General features: G+C 69.3%; 18 protein-coding genes. 12 read left to right on the forward strand and 6 right to left on the reverse strand.

Annotation, left to right across the window (positions count from 1 at the left end; all coding sequences use genetic code 11):
- Positions 1 to 62 precede the first annotated feature (62 nt).
- Genes IEY86_RS32420 through IEY86_RS32430 form a run of 3 tightly spaced genes read right to left on the reverse strand, consistent with a single transcriptional unit; the run spans position 63 to position 3,636 of the window.
- On the reverse strand, positions 63 to 1,037 hold the full coding sequence (locus IEY86_RS32420; RefSeq protein ID WP_189135486.1) for a TolB family protein: 975 nt from the start codon (positions 1,035 to 1,037) through the stop codon (positions 63 to 65).
- A complete protein-coding gene (locus IEY86_RS32425; protein ID WP_189135487.1) occupies positions 1,034 to 2,287 on the reverse strand; it encodes an MFS transporter in 1,254 nt (417 codons plus the stop codon). The genes IEY86_RS32420 and IEY86_RS32425 overlap by 4 nt, the downstream gene beginning before the upstream one ends.
- Complete coding sequence (locus IEY86_RS32430; protein ID WP_189135488.1) at positions 2,287 to 3,636, reverse strand: discoidin domain-containing protein; 1,350 nt, start codon at positions 3,634 to 3,636, stop codon at positions 2,287 to 2,289. Before IEY86_RS32430 ends, IEY86_RS32425 begins: the two co-directional genes overlap by 1 nt.
- A gap of 498 nt (positions 3,637 to 4,134) precedes the next feature.
- Here IEY86_RS32430 and IEY86_RS32435 point away from each other — a divergent pair, with 498 nt between their 5' ends.
- Positions 4,135 to 8,367, forward strand: a complete 4,233-nt coding sequence (locus tag IEY86_RS32435; RefSeq protein WP_189135489.1) for a bifunctional nitrate reductase/sulfite reductase flavoprotein subunit alpha — start codon at positions 4,135 to 4,137, stop codon at positions 8,365 to 8,367.
- 152 nt (positions 8,368 to 8,519) lie between these two features.
- Here the strand turns inward: IEY86_RS32435 and IEY86_RS32440 are convergent, their stop codons facing one another.
- Positions 8,520 to 9,266, reverse strand: coding sequence for a hypothetical protein (locus tag IEY86_RS32440; RefSeq protein WP_189135490.1), 747 nt, complete (start codon positions 9,264 to 9,266; stop codon positions 8,520 to 8,522).
- Positions 9,267 to 9,565: 299 nt separating this feature from the next.
- On the opposite strand from IEY86_RS32440, the gene IEY86_RS32445 reads away from it, so the two are divergent.
- Complete coding sequence (locus tag IEY86_RS32445; RefSeq protein ID WP_189135491.1) at positions 9,566 to 11,149, forward strand: FMN-binding glutamate synthase family protein; 1,584 nt, start codon at positions 9,566 to 9,568, stop codon at positions 11,147 to 11,149.
- Between the two features lie 13 nt (positions 11,150 to 11,162).
- Complete coding sequence (locus IEY86_RS32450; protein ID WP_189135492.1) at positions 11,163 to 12,926, forward strand: thiamine pyrophosphate-dependent enzyme; 1,764 nt, start codon at positions 11,163 to 11,165, stop codon at positions 12,924 to 12,926.
- 309 nt (positions 12,927 to 13,235) lie between these two features.
- Here IEY86_RS32450 and IEY86_RS32455 read toward each other — a convergent pair whose 3' ends face one another.
- Positions 13,236 to 13,889, reverse strand: coding sequence for a GntR family transcriptional regulator (locus IEY86_RS32455; protein WP_189135493.1), 654 nt, complete (start codon positions 13,887 to 13,889; stop codon positions 13,236 to 13,238).
- A gap of 60 nt (positions 13,890 to 13,949) precedes the next feature.
- Here IEY86_RS32455 and IEY86_RS32460 point away from each other — a divergent pair, with 60 nt between their 5' ends.
- From IEY86_RS32460 to IEY86_RS32500, 9 genes are all read left to right on the forward strand, one after another.
- Positions 13,950 to 15,401, forward strand: coding sequence for a 2-hydroxymuconic semialdehyde dehydrogenase (locus IEY86_RS32460; protein ID WP_189135494.1), 1,452 nt, complete (start codon positions 13,950 to 13,952; stop codon positions 15,399 to 15,401).
- A 12-nt stretch (positions 15,402 to 15,413) separates the two neighbouring features.
- Positions 15,414 to 16,205: a 2-keto-4-pentenoate hydratase gene (locus tag IEY86_RS32465; RefSeq protein ID WP_189135495.1), complete on the forward strand. Its 792-nt coding sequence runs from the start codon at positions 15,414 to 15,416 to the stop codon at positions 16,203 to 16,205.
- Positions 16,202 to 17,098, forward strand: coding sequence for an acetaldehyde dehydrogenase (acetylating) (locus IEY86_RS32470; RefSeq protein ID WP_189135496.1), 897 nt, complete (start codon positions 16,202 to 16,204; stop codon positions 17,096 to 17,098). The genes IEY86_RS32465 and IEY86_RS32470 overlap by 4 nt, the downstream gene beginning before the upstream one ends.
- A complete protein-coding gene (dmpG, locus tag IEY86_RS32475; RefSeq protein ID WP_189135497.1) occupies positions 17,095 to 18,108 on the forward strand; it encodes a 4-hydroxy-2-oxovalerate aldolase in 1,014 nt (337 codons plus the stop codon). Before IEY86_RS32470 ends, dmpG begins: the two co-directional genes overlap by 4 nt.
- Positions 18,105 to 18,824, forward strand: coding sequence for a 2-keto-4-pentenoate hydratase (locus IEY86_RS32480; protein ID WP_189135498.1), 720 nt, complete (start codon positions 18,105 to 18,107; stop codon positions 18,822 to 18,824). Before dmpG ends, IEY86_RS32480 begins: the two co-directional genes overlap by 4 nt.
- A gap of 9 nt (positions 18,825 to 18,833) precedes the next feature.
- Positions 18,834 to 19,361 (forward strand): 3-hydroxyanthranilate 3,4-dioxygenase, encoded by a 528-nt coding sequence (locus IEY86_RS32485; RefSeq protein WP_189135499.1) that lies wholly within the window; start codon positions 18,834 to 18,836, stop codon positions 19,359 to 19,361.
- 12 nt (positions 19,362 to 19,373) lie between these two features.
- Positions 19,374 to 20,828 (forward strand): aldehyde dehydrogenase family protein, encoded by a 1,455-nt coding sequence (locus IEY86_RS32490; protein WP_189135500.1) that lies wholly within the window; start codon positions 19,374 to 19,376, stop codon positions 20,826 to 20,828.
- A gap of 130 nt (positions 20,829 to 20,958) precedes the next feature.
- Complete coding sequence (locus tag IEY86_RS32495; protein ID WP_189135501.1) at positions 20,959 to 21,393, forward strand: RidA family protein; 435 nt, start codon at positions 20,959 to 20,961, stop codon at positions 21,391 to 21,393.
- Positions 21,390 to 22,373 (forward strand): amidohydrolase family protein, encoded by a 984-nt coding sequence (locus IEY86_RS32500; RefSeq protein WP_189135502.1) that lies wholly within the window; start codon positions 21,390 to 21,392, stop codon positions 22,371 to 22,373. The genes IEY86_RS32495 and IEY86_RS32500 overlap by 4 nt, the downstream gene beginning before the upstream one ends.
- A 129-nt stretch (positions 22,374 to 22,502) precedes the next feature.
- On the opposite strand, the gene IEY86_RS32505 is transcribed toward IEY86_RS32500, so the two are convergent.
- On the reverse strand, positions 22,503 to 23,547 hold a 1,045-nt coding region (locus IEY86_RS32505), incomplete at its 5' end, for a glycosyltransferase (protein WP_189135503.1).

Genomic DNA, 23,547 nt, shown 5'->3' on the forward strand with positions numbered 1-23,547 from the left:
ACCCGTCCGTCTGCGGACAGGCGGTGACAGCGCCGCTCGGCGGCCTCCTCCATCCGGAGCGCTCAGCCGGGAGTGGTGGGCGAGGTGGCGTCGGGCACGCGCAACCGGGGCGCGCCCGAGCCGTCTGCCGGGACCGTCCAGATGTCGCCACCGCGGCTGTACGCAATGGTGCGGTCGTCCAGCCAGGCGGCCTGGTCGTCCACACTGTGCCGTTCCGCGAGCGGGCGTTCGCGCATGGTGCTCAGATCGAGTACGTGGAGCCGCCAGGGCGCCCTCGGGTCGTCGGAGACCTTCTTCTTGAAGGCGATACGGGTGTTGTCGGGCGACAGCGAGGGACATTCAACGTTCGAACGCAGCGCCCGCGCCGACCACTTCCGCATATCGCCTTCGACGAGGTACGTGCGCCCGCCGGTCGAGACGGTCGCGTAGAAGCGGTTGTCGTCGCGGGCGAAGGTCACGCCCCAGTAGTTGACGTCGGGCGCATAACGGCGGCGGCCGTCGATGGTGAGCTGGATGTCCTCCATATTCTTGATCAGATAACCGGTGCGCAGGTCGAGGATGGACGTGCGGGTCGAGAAGGCGGAGGTGGCGTACGAGTCGCCGCTCGCGAACATCGTCCACGACAGCATTCGTCCGGAGGCCGAGACCCGCGCCCGGTTCGGGATGCCGGGCAGGTTGATGCGGCGGATCTCGCGGAGCCGGCGGTCGAGGACGACGGCGTACGCGCTGACCGGTACGCCTGCCCGGCGCCGGAGGCACAGGGCCCTGCCGCCGGCCGCGTAGAAGCGGTCGCAGACAGGGCCTCCGGTGGCGCGCCGCTCCCCGACCGAGCCCGCGCCCAGGGGCCGGCGGGCGATGCGCCCGGTCGCGGTGTCCCGGAAGTAGAGCCCGCCCTGCGCGAGAGTGAACCCACTGTCGGCGGAGGTGGGTTGGCGGTCGCGCGAGGCCCGCAGCGTGTAGCCGACGGCTCCCCCGGCAAGGACGAGGAAAGCGAGCGCGACGACGGCGATCCGGCCGCGTGCGGTGAGCGGCTTCATTTGGCCTGCCTTTCAGGGGACTTGACACGAAGAAGTCGCACGGTGCCCGCGAGCGCCACGAGCAGCGCACTCGCCGCCCCCCACAGCGCGGGGGTCGACCCCCAAAGCGTCCAGGCCGCTCCGAAGCCCGCTGCGCTCACCAGCCGGGCCAGTACCTGAGCGGTCTGGAGCAGGGCCAGTCCGCCCGCCCGGCCCTCGGCCGGGAGCAGCGGTCCCGCGAGGGCCATCAGCACCCCGTCCGTCGCCGCGTAGAAGAGGCCGAGCAGCCCCGGCACCAGAACGAGGAGTGGCACCGCACCGACCGGGGCGAGCAGCAGGATGTACACGAGAAGAAGGGCCATGTGCCCGTACAGGAAGGGCCGCCCACGGCCCACGCGGTCGGCGATCCGGCCCGCCGGGACCGCGAGGAGCAGATAGCCCGCGGCCGCTCCCAGCGGAAGCAGCGGGAACCAGCTCACCGCCAGGTCCAATCGGCGCTGCAGCAGCAGATAGACGAAGCTGTCGCCGATGGTGGTGACGCCCAGCAGTGAAGCCGCGTACAGGATCCGGCGGAAGGCGGTGTCGCGCAGCGCCGAGAACACCTTTCCCCTGCGGGGAGTCGAGACCGGAGTGTGAGCGCGTCCCGGGACATACACCACCAGCAGCACGACCCCCAGCAGGCCCGTGCAGAAACTGACCACGAAGACGGCGTCGTACGCGTCCGCCGTCGCCCACAGCAGGGCGAAGGCGGCGAGCGGTCCCAGCAGCGCGCCCGTCGTGTCCATCGCCCGGTGCACGCCGAAGGACCGGCCGAGCGCTTCCGGCGGGCTGCTGAGCGAGATCAGCGCGTCGCGCGGCGCGGTCCTGATGCCCTTGCCGACGCGGTCCGCGGCGAGGGCGGCCGCGATCCCCGGCACCGCGCCGCCCGCGAGCAGCAGGCCGAGCCGTGAGCAGGCGGAGAGGGCATAGCCGAGCCCTGCGACCCGTTTGTGGCGGCCGCTGCGGTCGGCGGCATGTCCGCCGAGCAGCCGCACGAGGGCGGCGGCGCCGTTGAACAGACCGTCCAGGAAGCCGAATTGGAGGGGGGAGAGGCCCAGCCCCAGGACGAGGTAGAGCGGCAGCACGGCGGTGACCATCTCGGAGGAGATGTCGGTGACGAGGCTGACCGCGCCGAGCGCGAGTACGGTGCCGGGGACGCGACGCCCTGCCCCTGGTGGGATGGGCGTCGCGTCCCGGTCGCCGTCACGGCGGCCTGTGGTCGCCAGATACATCAGTGGCAGCGGTAGTCGGGGCTGGTGTCGTTGACGTTGCCGTCCGTGCCGATGTTCTGCCAGCTGTAACCGGTGTCCGTGAAGTCGAACTTCAGCACGCCGTACTTGCCGCTGATCCTCTTCTGGCTGTTGGGCTGGACCTCCTCGATCTTGTAGGGCAACGCGCCGCCCATGCCGCCGAGGACCTCGACGATGCCGTCGGCCTTCGCCTCGCCGTCCGGGTTCTGCGGTGCGAACCGCTCGTAGTGGTGGTCGTGGCCGTTGAGGACGAGGTCCGCCTTGGCTCCGTAAAGGATCTTCCAGACGGGCTTGCCGACCGGTTGATTGCCGTGTTCGCCGGAGCTGAAGAGCGGGTGGTGCCAGTACGCGGCGATACAGCCCTTGGAGTTGTGCGCCAGGTCCGCCTTGAGCCAGTCGATCTGCGCGCTCTGGTCGAAGGAGTTGGAGTCGAGCGCGATGAAGTGCCAGTTGCCCTCGTCATAGCTGTAGTAGGGCTTGCCCTGCGGATACGCGATGGCGCCGAAGTACGCCTTGTAGCCCGCCAATACGCCGGCCGGGTCGTACGTCTCGTGGTTGCCGGGCGCCGGATGGGTCTTTGCCTTGAACGCTCCCCAGGTCTTGTCGTAATAGGCACGGAAGTCGGAGATCCGGGCGTCGTCGTACTGGTTGTCACCCATCGTCAGATAGAACTTCGGGTTGATCTTCTTCGCCTGAGCCGCGGTCTTGGGGTGTGCGCACGAGCTCGATGAGGCGGTGCACTGTTCGGCTATGTCGCCCGCAGCGACAACGGTGAATTTTCCCGTCGGCGGCTCTCCGCCGTCAAAAGCGCCGTAGACCTCGAATTCGTAGAGCGAGTAGCCGTACGAGGTGCCGCGCGCAGTGCCGTACATGCGCAGGTAGCGGCCCTTGCCGCTGAGCCCGGTGAAGTCGTCCGTGCCGCCGTTGCCCGCCGTGTCGCCCGCGATACGGGTCCAGGACGCGCCGTCGTCGGAGACTTCGACCCGGTAGGAACTCGCGTACGCGGCCTCCCAGTTGAGCTTGACGCGGGAGACGGTGGCGGTGGCGCCGAGGTCGACCCGGATCCACTGCGGGTCCTTGCCCTCGGCGGACGCCCAGCGGGTATCGGGGTCGCCGTCGAAGGCGTTGGCCGCACCGAGGGAGGTGCTTTCGGTGGAGGAGGCGGTGGCGGGCTTGCCTTGCGACACGAGGGAATCGGCCTGGGAGGCTGCGGGGCCCGCGTCGGCGCGGTCGGGATAGGCGACGAGAACGCCCCCGAGCAGTAGCGGGAGGGCTGCGACGAAGGCGAGGACCGCGGTGCGGCGTGGTGAGTTGGAGACGAGCAGGCGCATACCTGGGCTCCCTGGACGGGGACGGCGAGAGCTGGACTCCGTGCGAACTGCCGGGCCCGGGCAGGGCGCAGCGCGCGGCGGCCGGGTCAGAGCTCTCGCTGAGCGCGTCACGTCCGAGAAGCATGCCGGAGAAGGTCAAGGGATGGGCGCCGCGCCAAGCCGCCGCCGACAGCGTGGCAACGAGCAGTGCCCATGTCAAGGGCTGATAGGAAACCTTCCTTCCAGTCTTCACTCGCGGTCGGCCACCGACTGGAAGAAGCACGTGTCGTCCGACTCGTGCCCCGTGGTCGCATCGCGGCGATGCCGGGTCGGGAGAGGTGGCTCACACGCACGTCAAGCGAGTGTGCGACAGGTGTAACCGTTCGCGACCGGCATGTGTGACGTGCACGCAATGGGTGCTCTCTACGGTCACACGTGCGTGGCCTGCCCACTGCTGGGCGCTTGCAGCCCGGCTGGTTGGAGTCCGCGCGCCGGATTGCGATTCGAGAGGGGCTGTCCGTGACGGCACCAGGCCCACAGGCCCCGGCCGCGAGGGTGAAGACGGTCTGTTCGTACTGCGGTGTTGGCTGCGGGATGGTGCTCGAGGTCGGGGCGGACGCCGCCACCGGGCGGCGCACGGTGGTCAAGGCCTCGGGTGACAAATCCCACCCCGCGAACTTCGGTCGGCTGTGCACCAAGGGTGCGACCAGTGCGGACATGCTGGCGGCCCCCGGCCGTCTGAGCACGGCCCTGGTGCGTGCGGATCGCGGCGCCGAGCCGGCTGCCACCGATGTGGACGAGGCGATCACGCGGACCGCGCGGCGTCTGCGGCGGATCCTCGACGAGCACGGTCCCGACGCGCTGTCGTTCTATGTGTCCGGCCAGATGACCCTGGAGGCGCAGTACTTGGCGAACAAGCTCGCCAAGGGATTCGTGCGTACCAACCAGATCGAGTCCAACTCCCGCCTGTGCATGGCCAGTGCGGGTAGCGGCTACAAGCTCTCGCTGGGCGCGGACGGGCCGCCCGGTTCGTACCAGGACTTCGAACACGCGGATGTCTTCTTCGTCATCGGTGCCAACATGGCCGACTGCCATCCGATCCTGTTCCTGCGGCTGATGGACCGGGTCAAGGCCGGAGCCAGGCTCATCGTGGTCGACCCCCGGCGCAGCGCCACCGCCGACAAGGCCGACCTGTTCCTGCAGATCAAACCGGGCACGGACCTCGCGCTGCTCAACGGGCTGCTGCACCTGCTGGTGGAGAACGGGCACACAGACGAGGAGTTCATTGCGGAGTTCACGGACGGCTGGGAGGCGATGCCCGCGTTCGCGGCGGACTACCCGCCCGCGAAGGTCGCCGAGATCACCGGCATCCCGGAGGCGGACATCCGGCAGGCGGCGCGGTGGATCGGCGAGGCCGGGGAGTGGATGAGCTGCTGGACGATGGGGCTCAACCAGAGCACCCACGGTACGTGGAACACCAACGCCCTGTGCAACCTTCATCTGGCGACCGGTGCCATCTGCCGCCCGGGCAGCGGTCCGTTCTCCCTGACCGGCCAGCCCAACGCCATGGGCGGCCGCGAGATGGGCTACATGGGACCGGGACTGCCAGGGCAGCGGTCGGTGCTCGTCCCGCAGGACCGCGAGTTCACCGAGAACCTGTGGGGTCTGCCCCCGGGCACCCTGCGCACCGACGCCGGTCAGGGAACGGTCGAGATGTTTGCCCGTATGGCCCAGGGCGGGATCAAGGCCTGCTGGATCATCTGCACCAACCCGGTCGCGTCGGTGGCCAATCGCAAGACGGTGATCGCGGGGCTGGAGGCCGCCGAGTTCGTCGTCACGCAGGACGTGTTCGGTGAGACGGAGTCCAACGCGTACGCCGATGTCGTTCTGCCCGCCGCCATGTGGGCCGAGACCGAGGGGGTGATGATCAACTCCGAGCGCGACCTCACTCTGCTCCAGCGGGCCGTCGAACCCGTGGGCCAGGCGCTGCCGGACTGGCAGATCATCGCGCGTGTCGCCTGCGAGATGGGCTTCGAGGACGCTTTCGGCTACACCTGCGCCGAAGAGGTCTTCGAGGAGATCAAGCTGGCGTGGAACCCGAAGACCGGGTACGACCTGCGGGGCGTTACCTACGAGAGGCTGCGCGGCACCCCGGTGCAGTGGCCGAGCGCATCCGAAGAGGGGAGCGATCGCAATCCGGTCCGCTACGTCAACGACGGTGTGAGCCAGTCCTTGGCCGATCGGGCCGACGGCACCCGGCCCCGGTTGTCGTTCCCGACGGCGAACGGCCGCGCGTCCTTCTTTGCCCGCCCGCACATGCCCGCGGCCGAGCTGCCCGACGACGACTTCCCCTTCGTGCTGAACACCGGTCGGCTTCAGCACCAGTGGCACACGATGACCAAGACCGGCAAGGTCGCCAAGCTCAACAAGCTCAATCCCGGCCCCTTCGTGGAGATCCACCCGCGGGACGCGGAAGCGATGGGCATCGGTGAGGGCGACGACGTCGAGGTCGCATCCCGGCGTGGCCGAGCCGTGCTGCCGGCTGTCGTCACGGACCGGGTACGGCCGGGGAACTGCTTCGCTCCCTTCCACTGGAACGACTTGTTCGGCGAGTACCTCAGCGTCAACGCGGTCACCAATGACGCCGTCGACCCCGTCTCCTTCCAACCCGAGCTCAAGGCGTGCGCCGTCTCCTTGACCAAGCTGGCCGCCCCCGTGCGCAAGGTGGCCGCCGGGCCCGCGGCCGCACAGGTCACCTCCTCCGGCGGGCACACCGATCCGGCTGAAACGCGTGAGAACGCGGACATCGCCGCTCTGCGCGCTCTCCTCGGTCTCGCGGACTTCGCGCCGCCCCCGTTGTCCGCCGACGAGCGGCGCTACCTGGCCGGCTTCCTCACCGGTCTGGGGACCGACCCGCAACCTTCCGCCGGATCCTGTGCCGTGCCGGTGCTCCCCGCCCGGGCACCCATCGCCACGGACCGCGCCCTGTGGCTCAACGGCGTACTCGCCGGGATGTTCTCCCGCACCCACTCGGCACCGTGCGCGTCACCGAGCGCCGCAGGCCAGCCGCCGCACGAGGACGGCGGGCAGGCGCGGGAGGTCATCCTCCTGTGGGCCTCGCAGACCGGCAATGCCGAAGAGGTCGCCTCCGAGTCCGCACGTCGGCTGGCCGAGGCCGGCTGGCTCCCCAAAGTCGTCAGCATGGCCGACTGCACCCCGGGCTCCCTGCCGTCCGACGGGACCGTTCTCGTTGTCACCAGCACCTTCGGCGACGGCGAATCTCCGGACAACGGAGCCGGGTTCTGGGAGGCACTCTGCGACCCCTCACACCCCGGGATCGACGGCCTGCGGTATTCCGTACTGGCCCTCGGCGACTCCAGCTACGACGACTTCTGCGGCCACGGCCGCCGCATCGACCAGCGCCTCGGGGAGCTGGGCGCCACCCGGCTGGCCCCCCGCGCCGACTGCGAGCCCGACTACGACCGGACCGCCGAGCAGTGGCTCGACCGCGTACTCGCAGCCCTGGCAGCCCTGGCAGCCGAACGCACGACCGGGCGTCCGGAACGCCTGGAGCCCACCGCGACGCCGAGTCCGGAGCGCAGCACCGCGGACGGCGAAGCCGGATACTCGAAGGCTTCCCCCTTCGCCACCCTTCTGATCGGCAACCGACTCCTCAGCCTGCCGGGTGCCGCAAAGGAGGTAAGACAGTTCGCGTTCGACACACGCGGCGCGGACCTGGGCGAGCTTGATTACGAAGTCGGGGACGCACTGGGGGTCTGGCCCGCCAACTGCCCCGAACTCGTTGCGGAATGGCTGGCGGTCACCGGCCTCGATCCGGCCGATACGGTGTCTTTTCCGGACCTGGGCGACCTTACGCTGGGGGAGGCCCTCCGCACCCACCTGGAGATCGCCCGTATCACCCCTGACCTGCTCCGGTTCCTGGCCGAGCGCACCCGCGACAGGGAGCTCGCGCGCCTGCTGCGTCCCGACAACAAGGGCGAGCTGGCGAAGTGGAGCTGGGGCCGCCAGGCCGTCGACATCGTGGGAGCCTTCCCCGTCCGGGCCACCGCGCGGGAATGGTCCCGCGTCCTCAAACGCCTGCAGCCGCGGCTGTACTCGATATCCTCCAGTCCACTGGCCCACCCGGCACAGGTCCGGCTGACCGTGTCCGTCGTGCGTTACGACAACGGTCTCGGTACGCAGCGCAAAGGCGTGTGCTCCACCTACCTCGCCGACGCCGCCGACGACGGTCCCGTACCCGTCTTCGTCCAGCGCTCCGCCCACTTCAGGCCCCCTGCCGACCCCTCCACGCCCATGGTGATGGTGGGACCGGGCACCGGTGTGGCGCCGTTCCTGGGCTTCCTGGAAGAGCGGCAGGCCCGCGGTGCCAGGGGCCGCAACTGGCTGTTCTTCGGCGAACAGCGGCAGGCGACGGACTTCTACTACCGCGACGAACTGGCCGAGTTCCAGCGCGCGGGCCTGCTCGACCGCCTCGACCTCGCCTTCTCCCGTGACCAGCGGTCGAAGATCTACGTCCAGGACCGCATGCGTGAGCACGGCGCCCGCCTGTGGGACTGGCTGCAGGACGGAGCGCACCTCTACGTCTGCGGCGACGCCGGCCGCATGGCCAAGGACGTCGACCAGGCACTGCACGAGATCGTGTCCGCGCACGGCGGCCTGGACGACGCCGAGGCCGCCACGTACGTCAAGCAACTCGCCGCTGAGAAGCGATACGTCCGCGACGTCTACTGAGAGCGCCGCCGCGGGAACGACGTCAGGACCGGGCAAGGCATTCCACCAGCGACTGGATCACAAGGGGCGCGGGCGGAGCGGGCAACTGCGGGATCTGCTGCGCGACGCCGTTGACAGAACCGTCCTCCACAGCGGCCCGACGGATTTGCCGGTCACATTCGCACGGCGCAGTAGACGGCACCGATGAACCTCTCGGTCTTCGCGGTGAACTTCACCTGAGTGGCGGGCGGGCAGGGGACGGACTTCTCCCCGCGTATGACCGTGGTGGTGCCCAAGGCGATCACGCGGTAGTCGGGCGCTTCGGAGCCGGTGCCGGCACATGCCGTTTCGAAACTGGACGTGCCGGACCCCGTGCCTGTGCCCGGTAGTCCATAGGACTTCCTCTCCACCAGGCAGTCGCCCTTGATGATGTTGGGGCCGCCTCCTTGGCCCGGGTCGCCGGGGTGCGGTGCTGCGAGGTTGCGCAGGCACACCGGGGCGTACTGCAACTTGCCGGCGTCCTTGCCCTTGCCCAGTCGGCTCAATTGGATCAACTTGTCGGCGTTCCCCGCCTCTTTCGAGCATCTGGACACCTTGGTGACGTCGAAGGCCTCGCGTTCCACCACCTTCGCGAAGGCCTCGGGATCCTTGCAGGTGACCTCCGCAAGGAACGCCGTGTCCTCGGACGCCGACGACCGGTCCTCGGCCACGCAACTACCCTTCGCGAAGGACTTGTTGCTGAGGGTGGGCCTCGCGGTCGGCGTCGGTTCGGTGGTGGCAGCCGTGCTCGGTCCCGGCTGCGCAGTGGAAGAGACCGACACCGACGGGCTCCGGGTGCCGTCCGAAGGCGGGTCCGCCCTGTCCTGCGACGAACCACAGGCCGCGAGGGCCACACCGCAGATGACGGCCACCGCGGCCAACGGCCCTCCTGCGAACACTGCGCGGCCGATTCGTACACGTCTCACACGCTGCATTGCTGCCCCCCACATGACGCTGCCGTACTCCGCTGATACGGCGTTGACAGAAGGCTACGGGCACAGGGCGACAGCGGGGCGGGCAGGGCGCAGCGCCGTGATCGACGGTCAGGGCACGCGCCCGGGCTTTCCCCTTGACCATCCCACGCCGAGCCGCAGACCGCTTTTACGTCTGCGCGGGTCCTTGACGGTCTCTTGACGACACCGCAGGACATGGTTGGCGGCTGCCGGGTAACGAGCGGGGAGTGATGCGTATCGGATTGGTCGTCCTCACCGTGGCTGCGGCCCTCGCGGCGGCCGGAGCCGCGGGGTGGATCTCGCCGTTGTGGTGGTTCGCCGCCGTCCCGCTCGCCCTGCTGGGCCTGCTGGGCTCGTGGGACCTGCTGCAGCGCCGGCATTCGGTGCTGCGCAACTACCCCGTCGTCGGGCACGTCCGCTTCCTGCTGGAGCGGATCCGTCCCGAACTCCAGCAGTACTTCGTCGAGCGGAACTTCGACGGCCGTCCCTTCGACCGGGAGGTGCGCACCATTGTCTACGAGCGGGCGAAGGGCACTGACGCCGAGCAGCCGTACGGCACCGAGCAGGACGTCTACCAGCCCGGCTACGAGTTCCTCGTCCCCTCGATGGCGCCCCGCCCGGTGCCGCAGGTGCCGCCGCGGGTGCGGATCGGCGGACCCGACTGCAGTCGGCCGTACGACATGGCGCTGCTGAACGTGTCGGCGATGAGCTTCGGCTCCCTGTCCTCGAACGCGATCCTCGCCCTCAACGGGGGCGCTGCGGCCGGGGGTTTCGCCCACGACACCGGTGAGGGCGGCCTGTCGGAGTACCACCTGCGGCCGGGCGGCGATCTTGTCTGGGAGATCGGCACCGGATACTTCGGCTGCCGGACCCGGGACGGCGGGTTCGACCCCGCGGAGTTCGCCGACAAGGCGGCGCACGACCACGTCAAGTGCGTGTCGCTCAAACTCTCGCAGGGCGCCAAGCCCGGCATCGGCGGGGTCCTGCCCGGAGCGAAGGTCAACCACGAGATCGCGCGCGTTCGGGACGTGCCCGCGGGGCGGACGGTGCTCTCACCGCCCTACCACCGGGTGTTCTCCACCCCCCGTGAACTCGTCCGCTTCCTCGCCGGGATGCGGGAGCTTTCCGGCGGCAAGCCGACCGGCTTCAAACTCTGCCCGGGTTCGCGCCGGCAGTTCCTCGCCGTGTGCAAGGCGATGCTGGAGGAGGGCACGGCCCCGGACTTCATCATCGTGGACGGAGCCGAGGGCGGTACCGGCGCGGCACCGCTGGAGTTCGCCGACCACGTCGGCAGCCCGCTCACAGAGGGGCTGCTGACCGTGCACAACGCCCTCGTCGGCGCAGGTCTGCGCGACCGGATCAGGATCGGGGCGAGCGGCAAGATCGCCACCGGCGCCGACCTGGTCAAACGCCTGCTGCAGGGCGCCGACTACGGCAACGCCGCGCGGGCGATGATGTTCGCCGTGGGCTGCATACAAGCGCAGCGGTGCCACACGAACACTTGCCCCACCGGTGTCACCACCCAGGACCCGCGGCGTGCCCGCGCCCTCGACGTCGGCGACAAGACGCTGCGCGTCCGGCGCTTCCAGGAGGCGACGGTGGCCGGCGCGCTGCAGATCATGGCAGCCATGGGGGTCAGCGATCCCTCGCAGCTGCGTCCGCACATGCTCCACCGGCGTATCGACCCGTACATCGAACGCTCCTACGAGGAGCTCTACGAGTGGCTGGCGCCCGGGCACTTGCTCGCCGAGCCGCCCGCGTCCTGGGCGGCCGACTGGGACGCCGCCGACCCCGACCGCTTCACCGTGTGATCTGGAGGATCCCGTGGCACGAACCGTTGCCCGCGTCATCGTGGACGCGCTGGAGGAGCTCGGCGTGCGCCAGGTCTTCGGCGTCGTCGGCGACGCGCTCAATCCGCTGACGGACGCCATCCGCACCACCGAGGACGTGGAGTGGGTGGGCTGTCGGCACGAGGAGGTGGCGGCGTTCGCGGCGAGCGCCCAGTCGCAGCTGAGCGGCACCCTCGGTGTGTGCATGGGCACCGTCGGACCTGGCTCGATCCACCTGCTCAACGGGCTGTACGACGCGGCCAAGAGCCGTACCCCGGTCCTGGCGATCGCCGGCCAGGTGCCGCTCGCCGAACTCGGCAGCGACTACTTCCAGGAGGTCGACAACGACGCGCTCTTCAGCGACGTGGCCGTCTTCCGCGCGACGATCACCTCCCCCGACCAGCTGCCGCAGATGCTCGAGGCGGCGGTGCGCAACGCGCTGGGCCGCAAGGGCGTCGCCGTCCTCACCGTGCCGGGTGACCTCGGCGACCGGGAGCTGAGCGCGGACCGGTCGGCCCGCTTCTCCCTGAGCGCCCCCGTGAGCCGGCCGGAGGAGTCCGCCGTGCGACGCGCCGCGGAGTTGCTCGACCGCGCGGAGCGGATCACGCTGCTCGTCGGCAGGGGCGCCCGCGCCGCCCGCGAGGACGTGCTGACCTTGGCCGACCGCCTGGCCGCGCCGATGGTGCTCACCCTCAAGGCCAAGGAGGGATTCGAGGGCGAGACCAATCCCTTCCAGGTGGGCCAGACCGGGCTGATCGGCAACCCCGCGGCGGCCTCCGCCCTGCACGACGCGGACACGCTTCTGCTGCTGGGCACCGACTTCCCCTACCGGGACTGGTATCCGCAGGGCCGGACGGTCATCCAGGTGGACACCGAGGCCGCCCACATCGGGCGCCGGGTGCCGGTCGAGGTCGGGCTCGTCGGCGACACGGGCGCCACCGTCCGGGACCTGCTCGGCCACCTGGCCGCCACGCCCGCCGGGGCCGAGGGAGCGCGCGACCGCTCGCACCTGGAGAACGCGCGCAAGAGCTTCGCGCAGTGGCGCGCGGGTCAGGCCCGGCTCGCCGACCCGGCGCACGACAAGGGCCTGGTCGGACGGGTCCGCTCCGCGCTGGACAACCGCGGGCACGATATCCGCCCGGAGGCGCTGGCCGCCGTGGTGGACCGGGTTGCCGAGGACAACGCCGTCTTCACCTCCGACACGGGCATGGCCACGGTGTGGCTCTCGCGGTTCGTCGAGATGCGCGGCGAGCGGCGGCTCATCGGCTCGTACAACCTCGGCTCGATGGCCAACGCGATGCCCCAGGCGCTCGGCGCCCAGTGCCTGGACCGGCAGCGGCAGGTCGTGGCCTTCTGCGGCGACGGCGGGCTGAGCATGCTCCTCGGCGATCTGATGACGCTGAAGGCCAGTCGGCTCCCCGTCAAGCTCGTCGTCTTCGACAACCGCCGCCTCGGCATGGTGAAGCTGGAACAGGAGCAGGCCGGGCTGCCGGAGTTCGGCACCGTGCTGGACAATCCCGACTTCGCCGCCGTCGCCACTGCCTTGGGCATCACCGGTATCCGCGTGACGGATCCGGACCAGCTGGAGGAGTCCGTGCGCCGCGCCTTCAGCGCCCCTGGCCCGGTCCTGCTCGACGTGCTCACCAACCCGGACGAGATCGCCGTGCCGGCCAAGCCGACGGTCGAGCAGGGCTGGGGCTTCGCGGTGGCCAAGGTGAAGGAGATTGTGCGCAGCCACGGGGACACAGGCGGGCACTGATCCCGGAGCCGCTCCGGACAGCCGCTGCCTCCGACGCAGTCGCTCGCCCCACCGGCCGCTACCGGCTATGCGCGCGAGGCTCACGAGCGGTTCGAGCAGATGCAGCAGCGAAACCACGAGGGCGAGCGGCCGCCGGGCGACCGGGTCATGGCACAGCACCAGGAGATGTTCGGCCGCGACTACCGGTGGAGACGGCGCCGGACGCAAGGTGCCTGCGCGACGGCATGCGGCCGGCGGCATCGGGACGTCGCCGATGTCCGCCCTGGGTAGGAGCGTTGTGGGCAGCCTGGGCGAACCGCGCGCCGCCTGTCATTCGAGCGGCTGGTGCAGCCCTTGCAGTGCGCCCAAACGGTGGGCGTCCAGCAATCCGGTCAAGCGTTCCGCGTCGCGGCCTTCGACCGCATGCATGATCTCGTCGTGCTCGTCATGATTGCCGCGGCGGCTGACGGGGTCACTGAGGAACTTCGCTCTGTAGTGATCGGAGCGATCCCACAAAGAGGTGAGCACCCTGAGCAACTGGGGACCGCTGCCCGGTCGCAGCAGTGCGAAGTGGAACCGGCGGTCGGCCTCCAGGAACCCCATGACGTCGTCGGTCTCGTCCGCCTCATGCATCTGCGACGCGGCGGACCGCATCTCCGCGATCACTTCGACGTTCATGCGGTCCACGCCCTGATGGACGGCCATGGCCTCCAGAACTGCCCGGATGGCGCAGATCTCCAGCAGGTCATCGCGGCTGTATTCGCTGACGAAGAACCCCCGGCGAGGGGCGAACACCACCTGGCCCTCGCCCTGCAACGACTTCAGCGCCTCGCGCACGGGGATCACCGAGAGCCCCAGCCTGTCTGCCACCGCCTCCTGCGTGATCTGCGCGCCGGGCGGATACTCGCCGGTCAGGATCAGCCCTCTGATCTCTCTCAGAGCGACGTCGTACGCGCTCACCGTTCGGCGGGAGGGAATGGCCATGGTCACGAGTAAAGCACAGGCTCTTGTTTCTTCTAGTTTATAAGATCTAAGCTTTGTCGGGTGGACGTCACCAACTTCGTGGAGAACCGACCCGTCGAGACCGGACGCACCTTCGCCATGACCAGCCCGGTCGACGGCTCTGCCCTCGGGCAGGTGCACGAGGCGGACGAGCGGACGGTGGACCAGGCCGTACGAGCCGCGCGTGCGGCCATGGAAGGACCATGGGGGCGCTCTACGGTCGCCGAGCGTGCCGCCTTCCTGCGCAAGGTCGCCTCGCGGATCGAGGAACGGTTCGACGACCTGGTGAGGGCGGAGTGCGCGGACACCGGAAAGCCGGTGCGGCTCGCCAGGACGCTCGACGTCGCGCGCGCCGTGGCCAACTTCCGCTCCTTCGCCGACACCGTCGCCGCACACGGCATGGAATCCTTCATCACCGAACTTCCGGATGGGCGCCGTGCCCTGAACTACGCCGTCGGCAAGCCACTGGGCGTAGTGGCGGTCATCGTCCCCTGGAACCTGCCGCTGCTCCTGCTCACCTGGAAGGTCGCCCCCGCACTGGCCTGCGGCAACGCCGTCGTGGTCAAGCCCTCGGAAGAAACCCCGTCCAGCGCGACGCTCCTTGCCGAGATCATGGCCGAGGTCGGCGTTCCCGACGGCGTGTACAACGTCGTTCACGGCTTCGGCCCCGGTTCCGCGGGCGAGTTCCTCACCACGCATCCCGGCATCGACGGCGTCACGTTCACCGGCGAATCGGCTACGGGGTCCGCGATCATGCGGGCGGTGGCGCCACGGGTGCGACCGGTGTCCTTCGAGCTCGGCGGCAAGAACGCCGCTGTCGTGTTCGCGGACGCCGACCTGGAGCAGGCCGTCGACGGCTTGGCGCGCTCGGTGTTCACCAACACCGGCCAGGTCTGCCTGTGCACCGAACGGATCTACGTCGAACGCCCGGTGTTCGACGAGGTGGTGACCGGCCTCGGCAAGCGCGCCGCCGCACTTCGGCCAGGACGACCGGAAGACCCGCGGACCACGCTCGGGCCGCTCATCTCCACCGCTCATCAGCAGAAGGTCCTTGCCTACTACCGCCTGGCCGAGCAGGAAGGCGCGCAGACCGTCGTCGGCGGCAATGTGCCCTCCCTGGAAGCGGACCTCACAGGCGGCGCCTGGATCGAGCCGACGCTGTGGACCGGTCTCACCAACTCCCACCGGACAGTGCGCGAGGAGATCTTCGGGCCGGCCGCGGCGGTGATCCCTTTCGACGACGAGGAGGAAGCAGTGCGCCTGGCCAATGACACCGAGTACGGCCTTGCCGCGGCGGTGTGGACCACCGACCTGGAGCGCGCGCACCGCGTGGCCCAGCGGATGCGCGTCGGGCTGTCCTGGGTGAACACGTGGTTCCTGCGCGAACTGCGCGCACCTTTCGGCGGCGTGGGACTGTCCGGGATCGGCCGCGAGGGCGGCGAACACTCCTTGCACTTCTACCGGCAGGCGACCAACGTCTGCATCCAGCTCTGAGGAGCCGTTGTCATGTCGGACGTCATCACCCAAGCCGCCACACGCCTGCAAGAGGCCGCCAGGAAGAGGGTGCCCTGCCCGCCGGTCCGCGATCTCATCGGAACGCAGGACATGGAGAGCGCCTACGCGGTGCAGGCCGCGACACTCTCGGCCCGCGTGACCGACGGTGAACGCGTCGTCGGCCACAAGATCGGCCTGACCTCTCCGGCCGTACAGCGCCAACTCGGCGTCTACCAACCCGACTTCGGCACACTCACCGGCGCGATGGCCTACACCGACGCAGAGCCCCTTCCTCTGGGCCGGTTCCTTCAGCCACGCATCGAGGCGGAGGTCGCCTTCGTTCTCGGACGAGATCTCACATCGGAGTACAGCACGGTGGCGGATGTGCTGCGCGCCACCGAGTTCCTCCTGCCGGCCATCGAGATCGTGGACTCACGGATCGCGGACTGGGACATCAGGATCACCGACACGATCGCCGACAACGGCTCTGCCGGCGCTTTCGTCCTCGGCACCTCTGCGACCAGGCCGGACGCGGTCGCGTTGGCGGACATCGGGATGGTCATCGATCACCGAGGCGCGCCCGTCTCGACCGGTGCGGGCGCCGCGTGTCTCGGCTCGCCCGTCGCGGCCGTGGTCTGGCTCGCCAACGAACTCGCCAGACGCGGGCGACCCCTCCAGGCCGGACAGATAGTGCTGTCCGGCGCGCTGGGCCCCGTCGTCTCCGTGACCAGCCCCGGCGTCTACCGCGCGTGCCTGGAAACGCTGGGCAGTGTGCGCGCCACATTCCAGGGGGAGTCCTCGTGAGCGCAACCGTGGCCGTGCTCGGTTCGGGCAACATCGGCACGGACCTCATGTTCAAGGTCATCAGGCTGTCCGAGCGGCTCCGCCTGGCCGCGGTCGCCGGCATCGACCCCGAGTCCGACGGCCTGGCCAGGGCACGCCGACTCGACGTCGCCACCACCCACAAGGGGGTCGAAGGCCTCGTAGCGCTCCCTGAGTTCCAGGACGTACAGGTGGTCTTCGACGCCACCTCGGCGGGTGCGCACAAGCACAACTACGCCGTACTCCGCGAACACGGCAAGACCGTCGTGGACCTGACGCCGGCCGCCGTCGGACCGTACGTTGTGCCGTCGGTGAACATGGACGCCCACGTGCACAAGGACAACGTGAACATGGTCACCTGCGGAGGCCAGGCGACGATCCCGATCGTCGCCGCGATCTCCAGGGTCGTCACTCCGGCCTACGCGGAGATCGTGGCATCCATCGCCTCGAAGTCCGCCGGTCCGGGCACCCGGGCGAACATCGACGAGTTCACCGAGACCACGGCGGCGGCGCTGGTCAGCGTGGGCGGAGCGAGCCGGGGCAAGGCCATCATCGTGCTCAACCCGGCCGACCCGCCCGTCGTCATGCGCGACACCGTCTACTGCCTGGTTCCCGAGTCCGCCGACCACGACGCGATCAACCGGTCCGTGCACGAGATGGTCGCCGCGGTGTCCCAGTACGTTCCCGGCTACCGGCTCAAACAGGACGTCCAGTTCGAACCGCGGGACGGACTCACCCAAGTCGGCGTCTTCCTGGAAGTCACCGGTGCGGCCCACTACCTGCCGGCCTACGCCGGGAACCTCGACATCATGACGTCCGCTGCCCTGCGCACAGCGGAACGCATGTCCGAACTGCGCGCTGAGGAGGCAGCATGACTTCGGTGTATGTGCAGGACGTCACCTTGCGGGACGGCATGCATGCGATGCGCCACCAGTACACGCTGGACCAGGTCCGCGAGATCGCCCGTGCGCTGGACGAGGCGGGTGTGGCCGCCATCGAGGTCGCACACGGCGACGGTCTGGCGGGATCGAGCATCAACTACGGCCGCGGCGCGCACACCGATGCCGAGTGGATCGCCGCCGCGGCCGAGGTGGTGAAGCACGCCAGGATCACTACTCTGCTCCTGCCGGGGATCGGCACCATCGACGACCTCCGCCGAGCGCGGGACGCCGGAGCGACAAGCGTGCGCATCGCCACTCACTGCACCGAGGCCGACATCGCCGAGCAGCACATCGCCTGGGCCCGCCAGGCGGGTATGGACGTGGCGGGCTTCCTCATGCTCAGTCATATGAGCGAGCCGTCCCGACTCGCCTGGCAAGCCGCGATCATGGAGGCAGCGGGCGCGCACTGCGTCTATGTCACTGATTCCGGCGGTCGCCTGACCATGCGGGACGTGGCCGAGCGGGTCGATGCCTATCGTGAGGTGCTCGACCCGGTGACCGAGATCGGTATCCACGCGCACGAGAACCTGTCACTGAGCGTCGCCAACAGTGTGACCGCGGTCGAGCACGGTGCCGTCAGGGTGGATGCCGCGCTGGCGGGCCAGGGTGCCGGAGCGGGCAACTGCCCGATCGAGGCGTTCGTGGCCGTCGCCGACGTGATGGGATGGGATCACGGCTGCGACCTGTTCCGTCTGCAGGACGCGGCGGACGATCTGGTGCGGCCGCTCCAGCAGCGTCCGGTGAGGGTGGACCGCGAGACGCTCACCCTCGGGTACGCCGGGGTGTACTCCAGCTTCCTGCTGCATGCCGAGCGCGCGGCGGACCGCTATGGACTCGACGTCCGCGACATCCTGGTGGAACTCGGCCGCCGCAACATGGTCGGTGGCCAAGAGGACATGATCGTCGATGTAGCACTGGACCTCGTCTCCGGCGGGGCACGATGAACCCGCGGGCCCTCGCCGAGATACTGGCCGGCGCAGCGGCCGACGCGGTCGCCGTCCCCCAGCTCAGCATCGAGCACCACCTGAGCCTCGCCGACGCCTACGCCGTGCAGCGGCTCGTCGTGGACGCCCGGCGCCGTCCGCGCACCGGGGTGAAGCTCGGTCTGACCAGCCGCGCGAAGGCCCTCCAGATGGGGGTTTCCGACGTGATACTCGGCGAGCTGACCGAGGACATGGCCATCGAGGACGGAGGCTCCCTCGACCCCGCCCGGTTCATTCATCCCAGGGTGGAACCCGAGGTCGCCTTCCTCCTGCGCGACGGCGAGGTCAAGGGCGTCGCCCCGGCTCTGGAAATCATCGACTCCCGGTACCAGGACTTCCGCTTCAACCTGGTCGACGTGGTGGCGGACAACACCTCGGCGGCCGCATACGTCCTCGGACCGTGGCAGCGCGCGGACCAGGACATCGGCAACCGGGGAGTGGTCATGGAGATCGACGGGCGGGTCGTCGAAACCGGCTCGACGGCCGCGATCCTCGGCCATCCGCAGCGCGCGACAGAAGCGGCTGCCCGGCTGGCGAGGACGATCGCCCTGCCGATGCCCGGCGAGATGGTCCTGCTGGCCGGGGCGGCCACCGCGGCGGTCACGCTGAAGCCCGGCGTCGTGGTCGAAGCACGCATATCCACCCTCGGCCGCGTGGGTTTCACGTACATCTTCTAGGAGGCACAAGTGGCTGTTCCCCCGGTCTTCAACTTCGACCAGTGGGTCTCCGAACACGAGCACCTGCTCAAACCCCCGGTCAACAACAAGCAGATGTGGGACGGGACCGGAGACTTCATCGTGCAGGTGGTTGGCGGGCCCAATCAGCGCACCGACTTTCACGTCGACCCGTACGAGGAACTCTTCTATCAGGTCAAGGGCAACATGCACGTCAACATCATGACGGCCGACGGCCCTGAGCGGATCGACATCCGCGAGGGTGACATGTGGCTGCTGCCCCGCGACACCCCGCATTCGCCCCAGCGCCCGGAACCCGGCTCGATCGCCATCGTGGTGGAGCGCATCCGGGAGGAGGGCAGGATGGAGAAGTTCCAGTGGTACTGCCTGGAGTGCCACTCCCTCCTGTACGAACTGGAACTGCAGGTCCGGGACATCGTCTCCGACCTTCCCCCGGCATTCGAGAAGTTCTACGCCAGTGAGACCGCCCGCACATGTGCGGCCTGCGGTGCGCTCCACCCCGGCAAATCCGCCCTCTGACAGGAGACTTCCATGTTCGACTCTCACTACCTGCCGCTCATCAACGGTCGTTTCACCGCCTTCTCCGAGGAGACCTTCCCGGCGAGCAACGCCGCCACCGGCGAGGAACTGGCCACGATCACCCGCTCAGGGAAGGCAGAGGTGGACGCCGCCGTCGCCGCGGCCAAGGCCGCCTTCGCGGGCTGGGCCGCGACCCCGGCCGCCGAGCGGGCCAAGCTGCTGCTGAAGGTCGCGGACTGGCTGGAGGAGAACACGGAGCGGCTCGTCCAGATCGACGCGCGCGACATCGGTCGCACCGTCTTCGAACTTCCCCAGGACTACCGGCAGGCCATCGGCCAGTACAGGTTCTTCGCCGCCGCCATACTGACGCACGACGGCTGGAACAACGTCGTGCCGGGCGGCTGGGCGATCGCGAAGCGCGAGCCGTACGGCGTCGTCGGCCAGATCATCCCGTGGAACGTCCCGTCCATCATGGTCAGTTTCAAGCTCGCTCCCGCGCTTGCCGCCGGCAACACCGTCGTCCTCAAGCCGGACGAGAACGCCTCCCTGTCCACGCTCGAACTCGCCAAGTACCTGGCGGAGATCTTCCCTCCCGGTGTGGTGAACGTCGTGCCCGGCTTCGGCGAGGAAGCGGGAGAGGCCCTCACCGCCCATCCGGACGTCGCGAAGCTCGCCTTCACCGGATCCACCGAGGTGGGCAAGATCATCGCGCACGCGGGTGCCTCGCGTCTGGCGCCCGTGTCGCTCGAACTGGGCGGCAAGAGCCCGAACATCGTGTTCCCGGACATCGAGGACATGGACGCGGTGGTGGACAACACCACGTTCGCCGCCACCTTCTGCAACGGTCAGTCCTGTCTGGCAGGGACACGACTGTTCGTGCACGATGACATCTACACCGAATTCATGGCGAAGCTGACCGACGCCTTCCGGAGCATCCGGATCGGCTCCCCCCTCGACCCCGCCACGCGGCTGGGCTGCCTCGTCTCCTCGAAGCAGGGCGAACGCGTCATGAAGTACATCGAGTCCGGCAGGTCCGAAGCCCGCCTCGTCACCGGCGGAGAGCGCGTCGAGGTGGCGGACAGCCAGGCGGGCTGGTTCATCGCGCCCACCATCTTCGAAACCGGCAACAAGACCACGATCGCCCAGGAGGAGATCTTCGGTCCCGTGCTGTCGGTGATCCGGTGGAACGACTTCGACACGATGATCCACGAGGCCAACGACATCCCTTACGGCCTGGCATCCGGTGTCTACACCTCCAGCCTGCGCAACGCCATGCGCACCGCGGACCGGCTGCAGGCCGGGCAGGTGTGGGTGAACCAGTACGTGAACCTGGTCGACGGCTCCCCGTTCGGCGGTTACAAGGCGAGCGGCCTGGGCCGTGAGGTCTCCAAGGAAACCCTGCACATGTACACCCAGTTGAAGTCGGTCATGCTGGCCGAGCAGGTTCCGCCCCCGTTCTACGTGTAGGCCCCGAATCCGGCATCTCATGACGCCCCACCCGGCAGCGCTCCACCCGGCAGCGGCCATAGCCGGACGGCCATGGCCGCTACACAGATAGGCATTGGTGATGTCGGCTTCACCGAACCACAGTGGACTCATGGCGAACCAACCGCGAAGCGGATCCCGCACCGTCCCGGCACTGGCACGGCCGCGGGGGCGCTTCCCCCATGTCAGGGTGTCCGGAGACCTCGTCTTCGTGTCCGGCACCAGCGCACGGCGTCCGGACGACACCATCGCTGGGGCCGACGTGGACGAGCTGGGGACCACCAGCCTGGACATCCGCGAGCAGACCCGCGCCGTCATCGAGAACATTCGCCTCATTCTCCGGGAGGTCGGAGCGGACCTCACGGACATCGTGCAGGTGACGACCTACCTCGTCTCGATGAACGACTTCGGCGGATACAACGAGGTGTACGGCGAGTACTTCGACGAGAACGGACCGGTGCGCACCACAGTCGCGGTGCACCAACTGCCGCACCCCCACCTGCTGATCGAGATCCAGGCCGTCGCCGTGCTGAGGACCGGGGCATGAACGGCCTGATCGATGTGCACACGCACTTCGTGCCCGACGGCTGGCCCGATCTGACCCGGTGGGCGGGGTCCGAGGCGCCGTGGCTGCGGTCCGACAAGGTGATCATGACGGGGTCACGCGAGTTCCGCGCGGTCGGGGCTCAGTGCTGGGACCCCGACCTGCGTCTGGCCGACATGGACGCCGACGGCGTCGACATCCAGGTGGTCTCTCCCACCCCCGCGTTCTTCCAGTACGGGTTGCCCGGCACGGATGCCGAGGCGATCTGCCGGATCTTCAACGACCTGGCACTGGAGCTTGCGGCTCCTGCCGCCGACCGCCTCGTGCCCTTCTGCCAGGTTCCCCTGCAGGACACCGATGCGGCATGCCGGGAACTCGAACGCTGTCTCGCCGACGGCCACCGCGGCGTCGAGATCGGCAACCACGTCGGTGACCTCGACCTGGACAGCGCCGGGGTGGTGACGTTCCTGCAGCACTGCGCATCACTGGACGTCCCGGTGTTCGTCCACCCGTGGGACATGGCCGACTCGCCTCGGCTGAACCGCTGGATGGCGCAGTGGCTGACCGGCATGCCCGCCGAGACCCACCTGTCCATCCTTTCGCTCATCCTCGGTGGCGTCTTCGACCAGGTGCACGAGCGGTTGCGCATCTGTTTCGCTCACGGCGGCGGGTCGTTCGCGTTCTGGCTGGGCAGGCTGGAGAACGCCTGGCACCGGCGCAACGACGTAGTGGGAACGTCGCAGCACCCACCCTCGCACTACATCGGACGGTTCTCCGTGGATTCCGTGGTGTTCGACGAACGGGCCATGCGCCTGCTGGTGGACACCCTGGGGGCCGACCATGTGATGGTCGGCAGCGACTACCCCTACCCCTTGGGCGAACGTCCGGTGGGCACGGTGCTCGACAAAAGCGCGTTTCTCTCGCCCGAAGAACGAGCGTTGATCTCCCGGGGCAACGCAGAACGCTTCCTCGGACAGGCGTGACCGACCTGCCGCGGCGGGACGGCGAGCCGGGTGAGCCCCGCGTCGTGTCCGGCAACAGCGCCGGGCAGCGCTGCGATGGCGTCGTCCTCCAACAGCAACTGACGGGACCTCAAAGAGGGTGGTCCGTCCTCACCGGCTGACTGCGTCCTGGAGCAGTTTCGCGGCCACCGCCGCCCCGTCGGTGCGGATCGCGCCGGCCACGGCTTTCGCTCGTGCGCGGGTCTCGGGCGTCAGGGCCGTTGTGAGCGCGGCGGACAGGGAGTCGAAGGTCGGCGTCCGGCCGTCGTGTGCCGCGCCGATGCCCAGCTCGGCCACTCGGGCGGCCCAGTACGGCTGGTCCGCGATCTGGGGGACCACCACCTGAGGCACGCCGGCCCGGGCCGCCGTCGTCGTGGTGCCCGCGCCGCCGTGGTGCACCACGGCGGCCACCCGGCCGAACAGTGCCTGCTGGTTGACCTCGCCGACGACGTAGCAGTCGTCGGCGTCGTCGATCGGGGCGAGGTCGGCCCAGCCGCGGGCGAGGAGTACCCGGCGGCCGTGGGCGCGGCTCGCTTCGATGGCCACCCGGGCGATGTCCTTCGGGGCGTGCGCGGCCATGCTGCCGAAGCCCACGTACACCGGCGGTGCGCCCGCGTCCAAGAACGCCTCGAGCCCCTCCGGGAGCGGACGGTCGTCGGGCAGGATCCACGCCCCGGTCTGCACGATGTCGAGGTCCGTCATGCCCTGCGACGGACACAGCGTCGCGTCTGCCGCCAGCCACGGCTGGTCGGTGAAGACGTAGTCGCGGACACCTGCCACCGGCGGCAGGCCGATCGCCGCCCGATGGCTGTTGAGTGCCTCGCCGTACAACGCGTTCACCCTCTGGGCGTCCTGCTCCCACAGCACCCGGTTGTCCGTCTCGTCCCGCGGGGATTGCCTGCCCGGCCGCGCCCCGGGAGAGAAGTGCCGCGACGGCAGTCCGAAGATGTGGAAGCACGCGTACACGTAGTGGATGCCCAGTTTCTCGGCCACGTCCCGTGCGCCGGCCGGCATCAGGCCGGTTGCCAGCAGCGCGTCACATCCCTCGGCCGCCGCGCTGAGCGTGTCGAACCGCGCGGCGACCAGTTCGGGAGCGAGCCGGAAAGCGTCTTGCGCCGTCGGCGGCTTCGTTCCGGCGACCACCGAGCGCACCGTC

The organism is Wenjunlia tyrosinilytica, assembly GCF_014646055.1.
GTDB lineage: Bacteria > Actinomycetota > Actinomycetes > Streptomycetales > Streptomycetaceae > Wenjunlia > Wenjunlia tyrosinilytica.

Bases quoted from the DNA above. Each gene is read 5' to 3' on its own strand.
- dmpG (WP_189135497.1), top strand. From the start codon at position 17,095: ATGACTTCGGTGTATGTGCAGGACGTCACCTTGCGGGACGGCATGCAT.
- IEY86_RS32430 (WP_189135488.1), bottom strand. From the start codon at position 3,636: ATGCGCCTGCTCGTCTCCAACTCACCACGCCGCACCGCGGTCCTCGCC.
- IEY86_RS32420 (WP_189135486.1), bottom strand. From the start codon at position 1,037: ATGAAGCCGCTCACCGCACGCGGCCGGATCGCCGTCGTCGCGCTCGCT.
- IEY86_RS32490 (WP_189135500.1), top strand. From the start codon at position 19,374: ATGTTCGACTCTCACTACCTGCCGCTCATCAACGGTCGTTTCACCGCC.
- IEY86_RS32455 (WP_189135493.1), bottom strand. From the start codon at position 13,889: ATGGCCATTCCCTCCCGCCGAACGGTGAGCGCGTACGACGTCGCTCTG.
- IEY86_RS32500 (WP_189135502.1), top strand. From the start codon at position 21,390: ATGAACGGCCTGATCGATGTGCACACGCACTTCGTGCCCGACGGCTGG.
- IEY86_RS32480 (WP_189135498.1), top strand. From the start codon at position 18,105: ATGAACCCGCGGGCCCTCGCCGAGATACTGGCCGGCGCAGCGGCCGAC.
- IEY86_RS32465 (WP_189135495.1), top strand. From the start codon at position 15,414: ATGTCGGACGTCATCACCCAAGCCGCCACACGCCTGCAAGAGGCCGCC.
- IEY86_RS32425 (WP_189135487.1), bottom strand. From the start codon at position 2,287: ATGTATCTGGCGACCACAGGCCGCCGTGACGGCGACCGGGACGCGACG.
- IEY86_RS32495 (WP_189135501.1), top strand. From the start codon at position 20,959: ATGGCGAACCAACCGCGAAGCGGATCCCGCACCGTCCCGGCACTGGCA.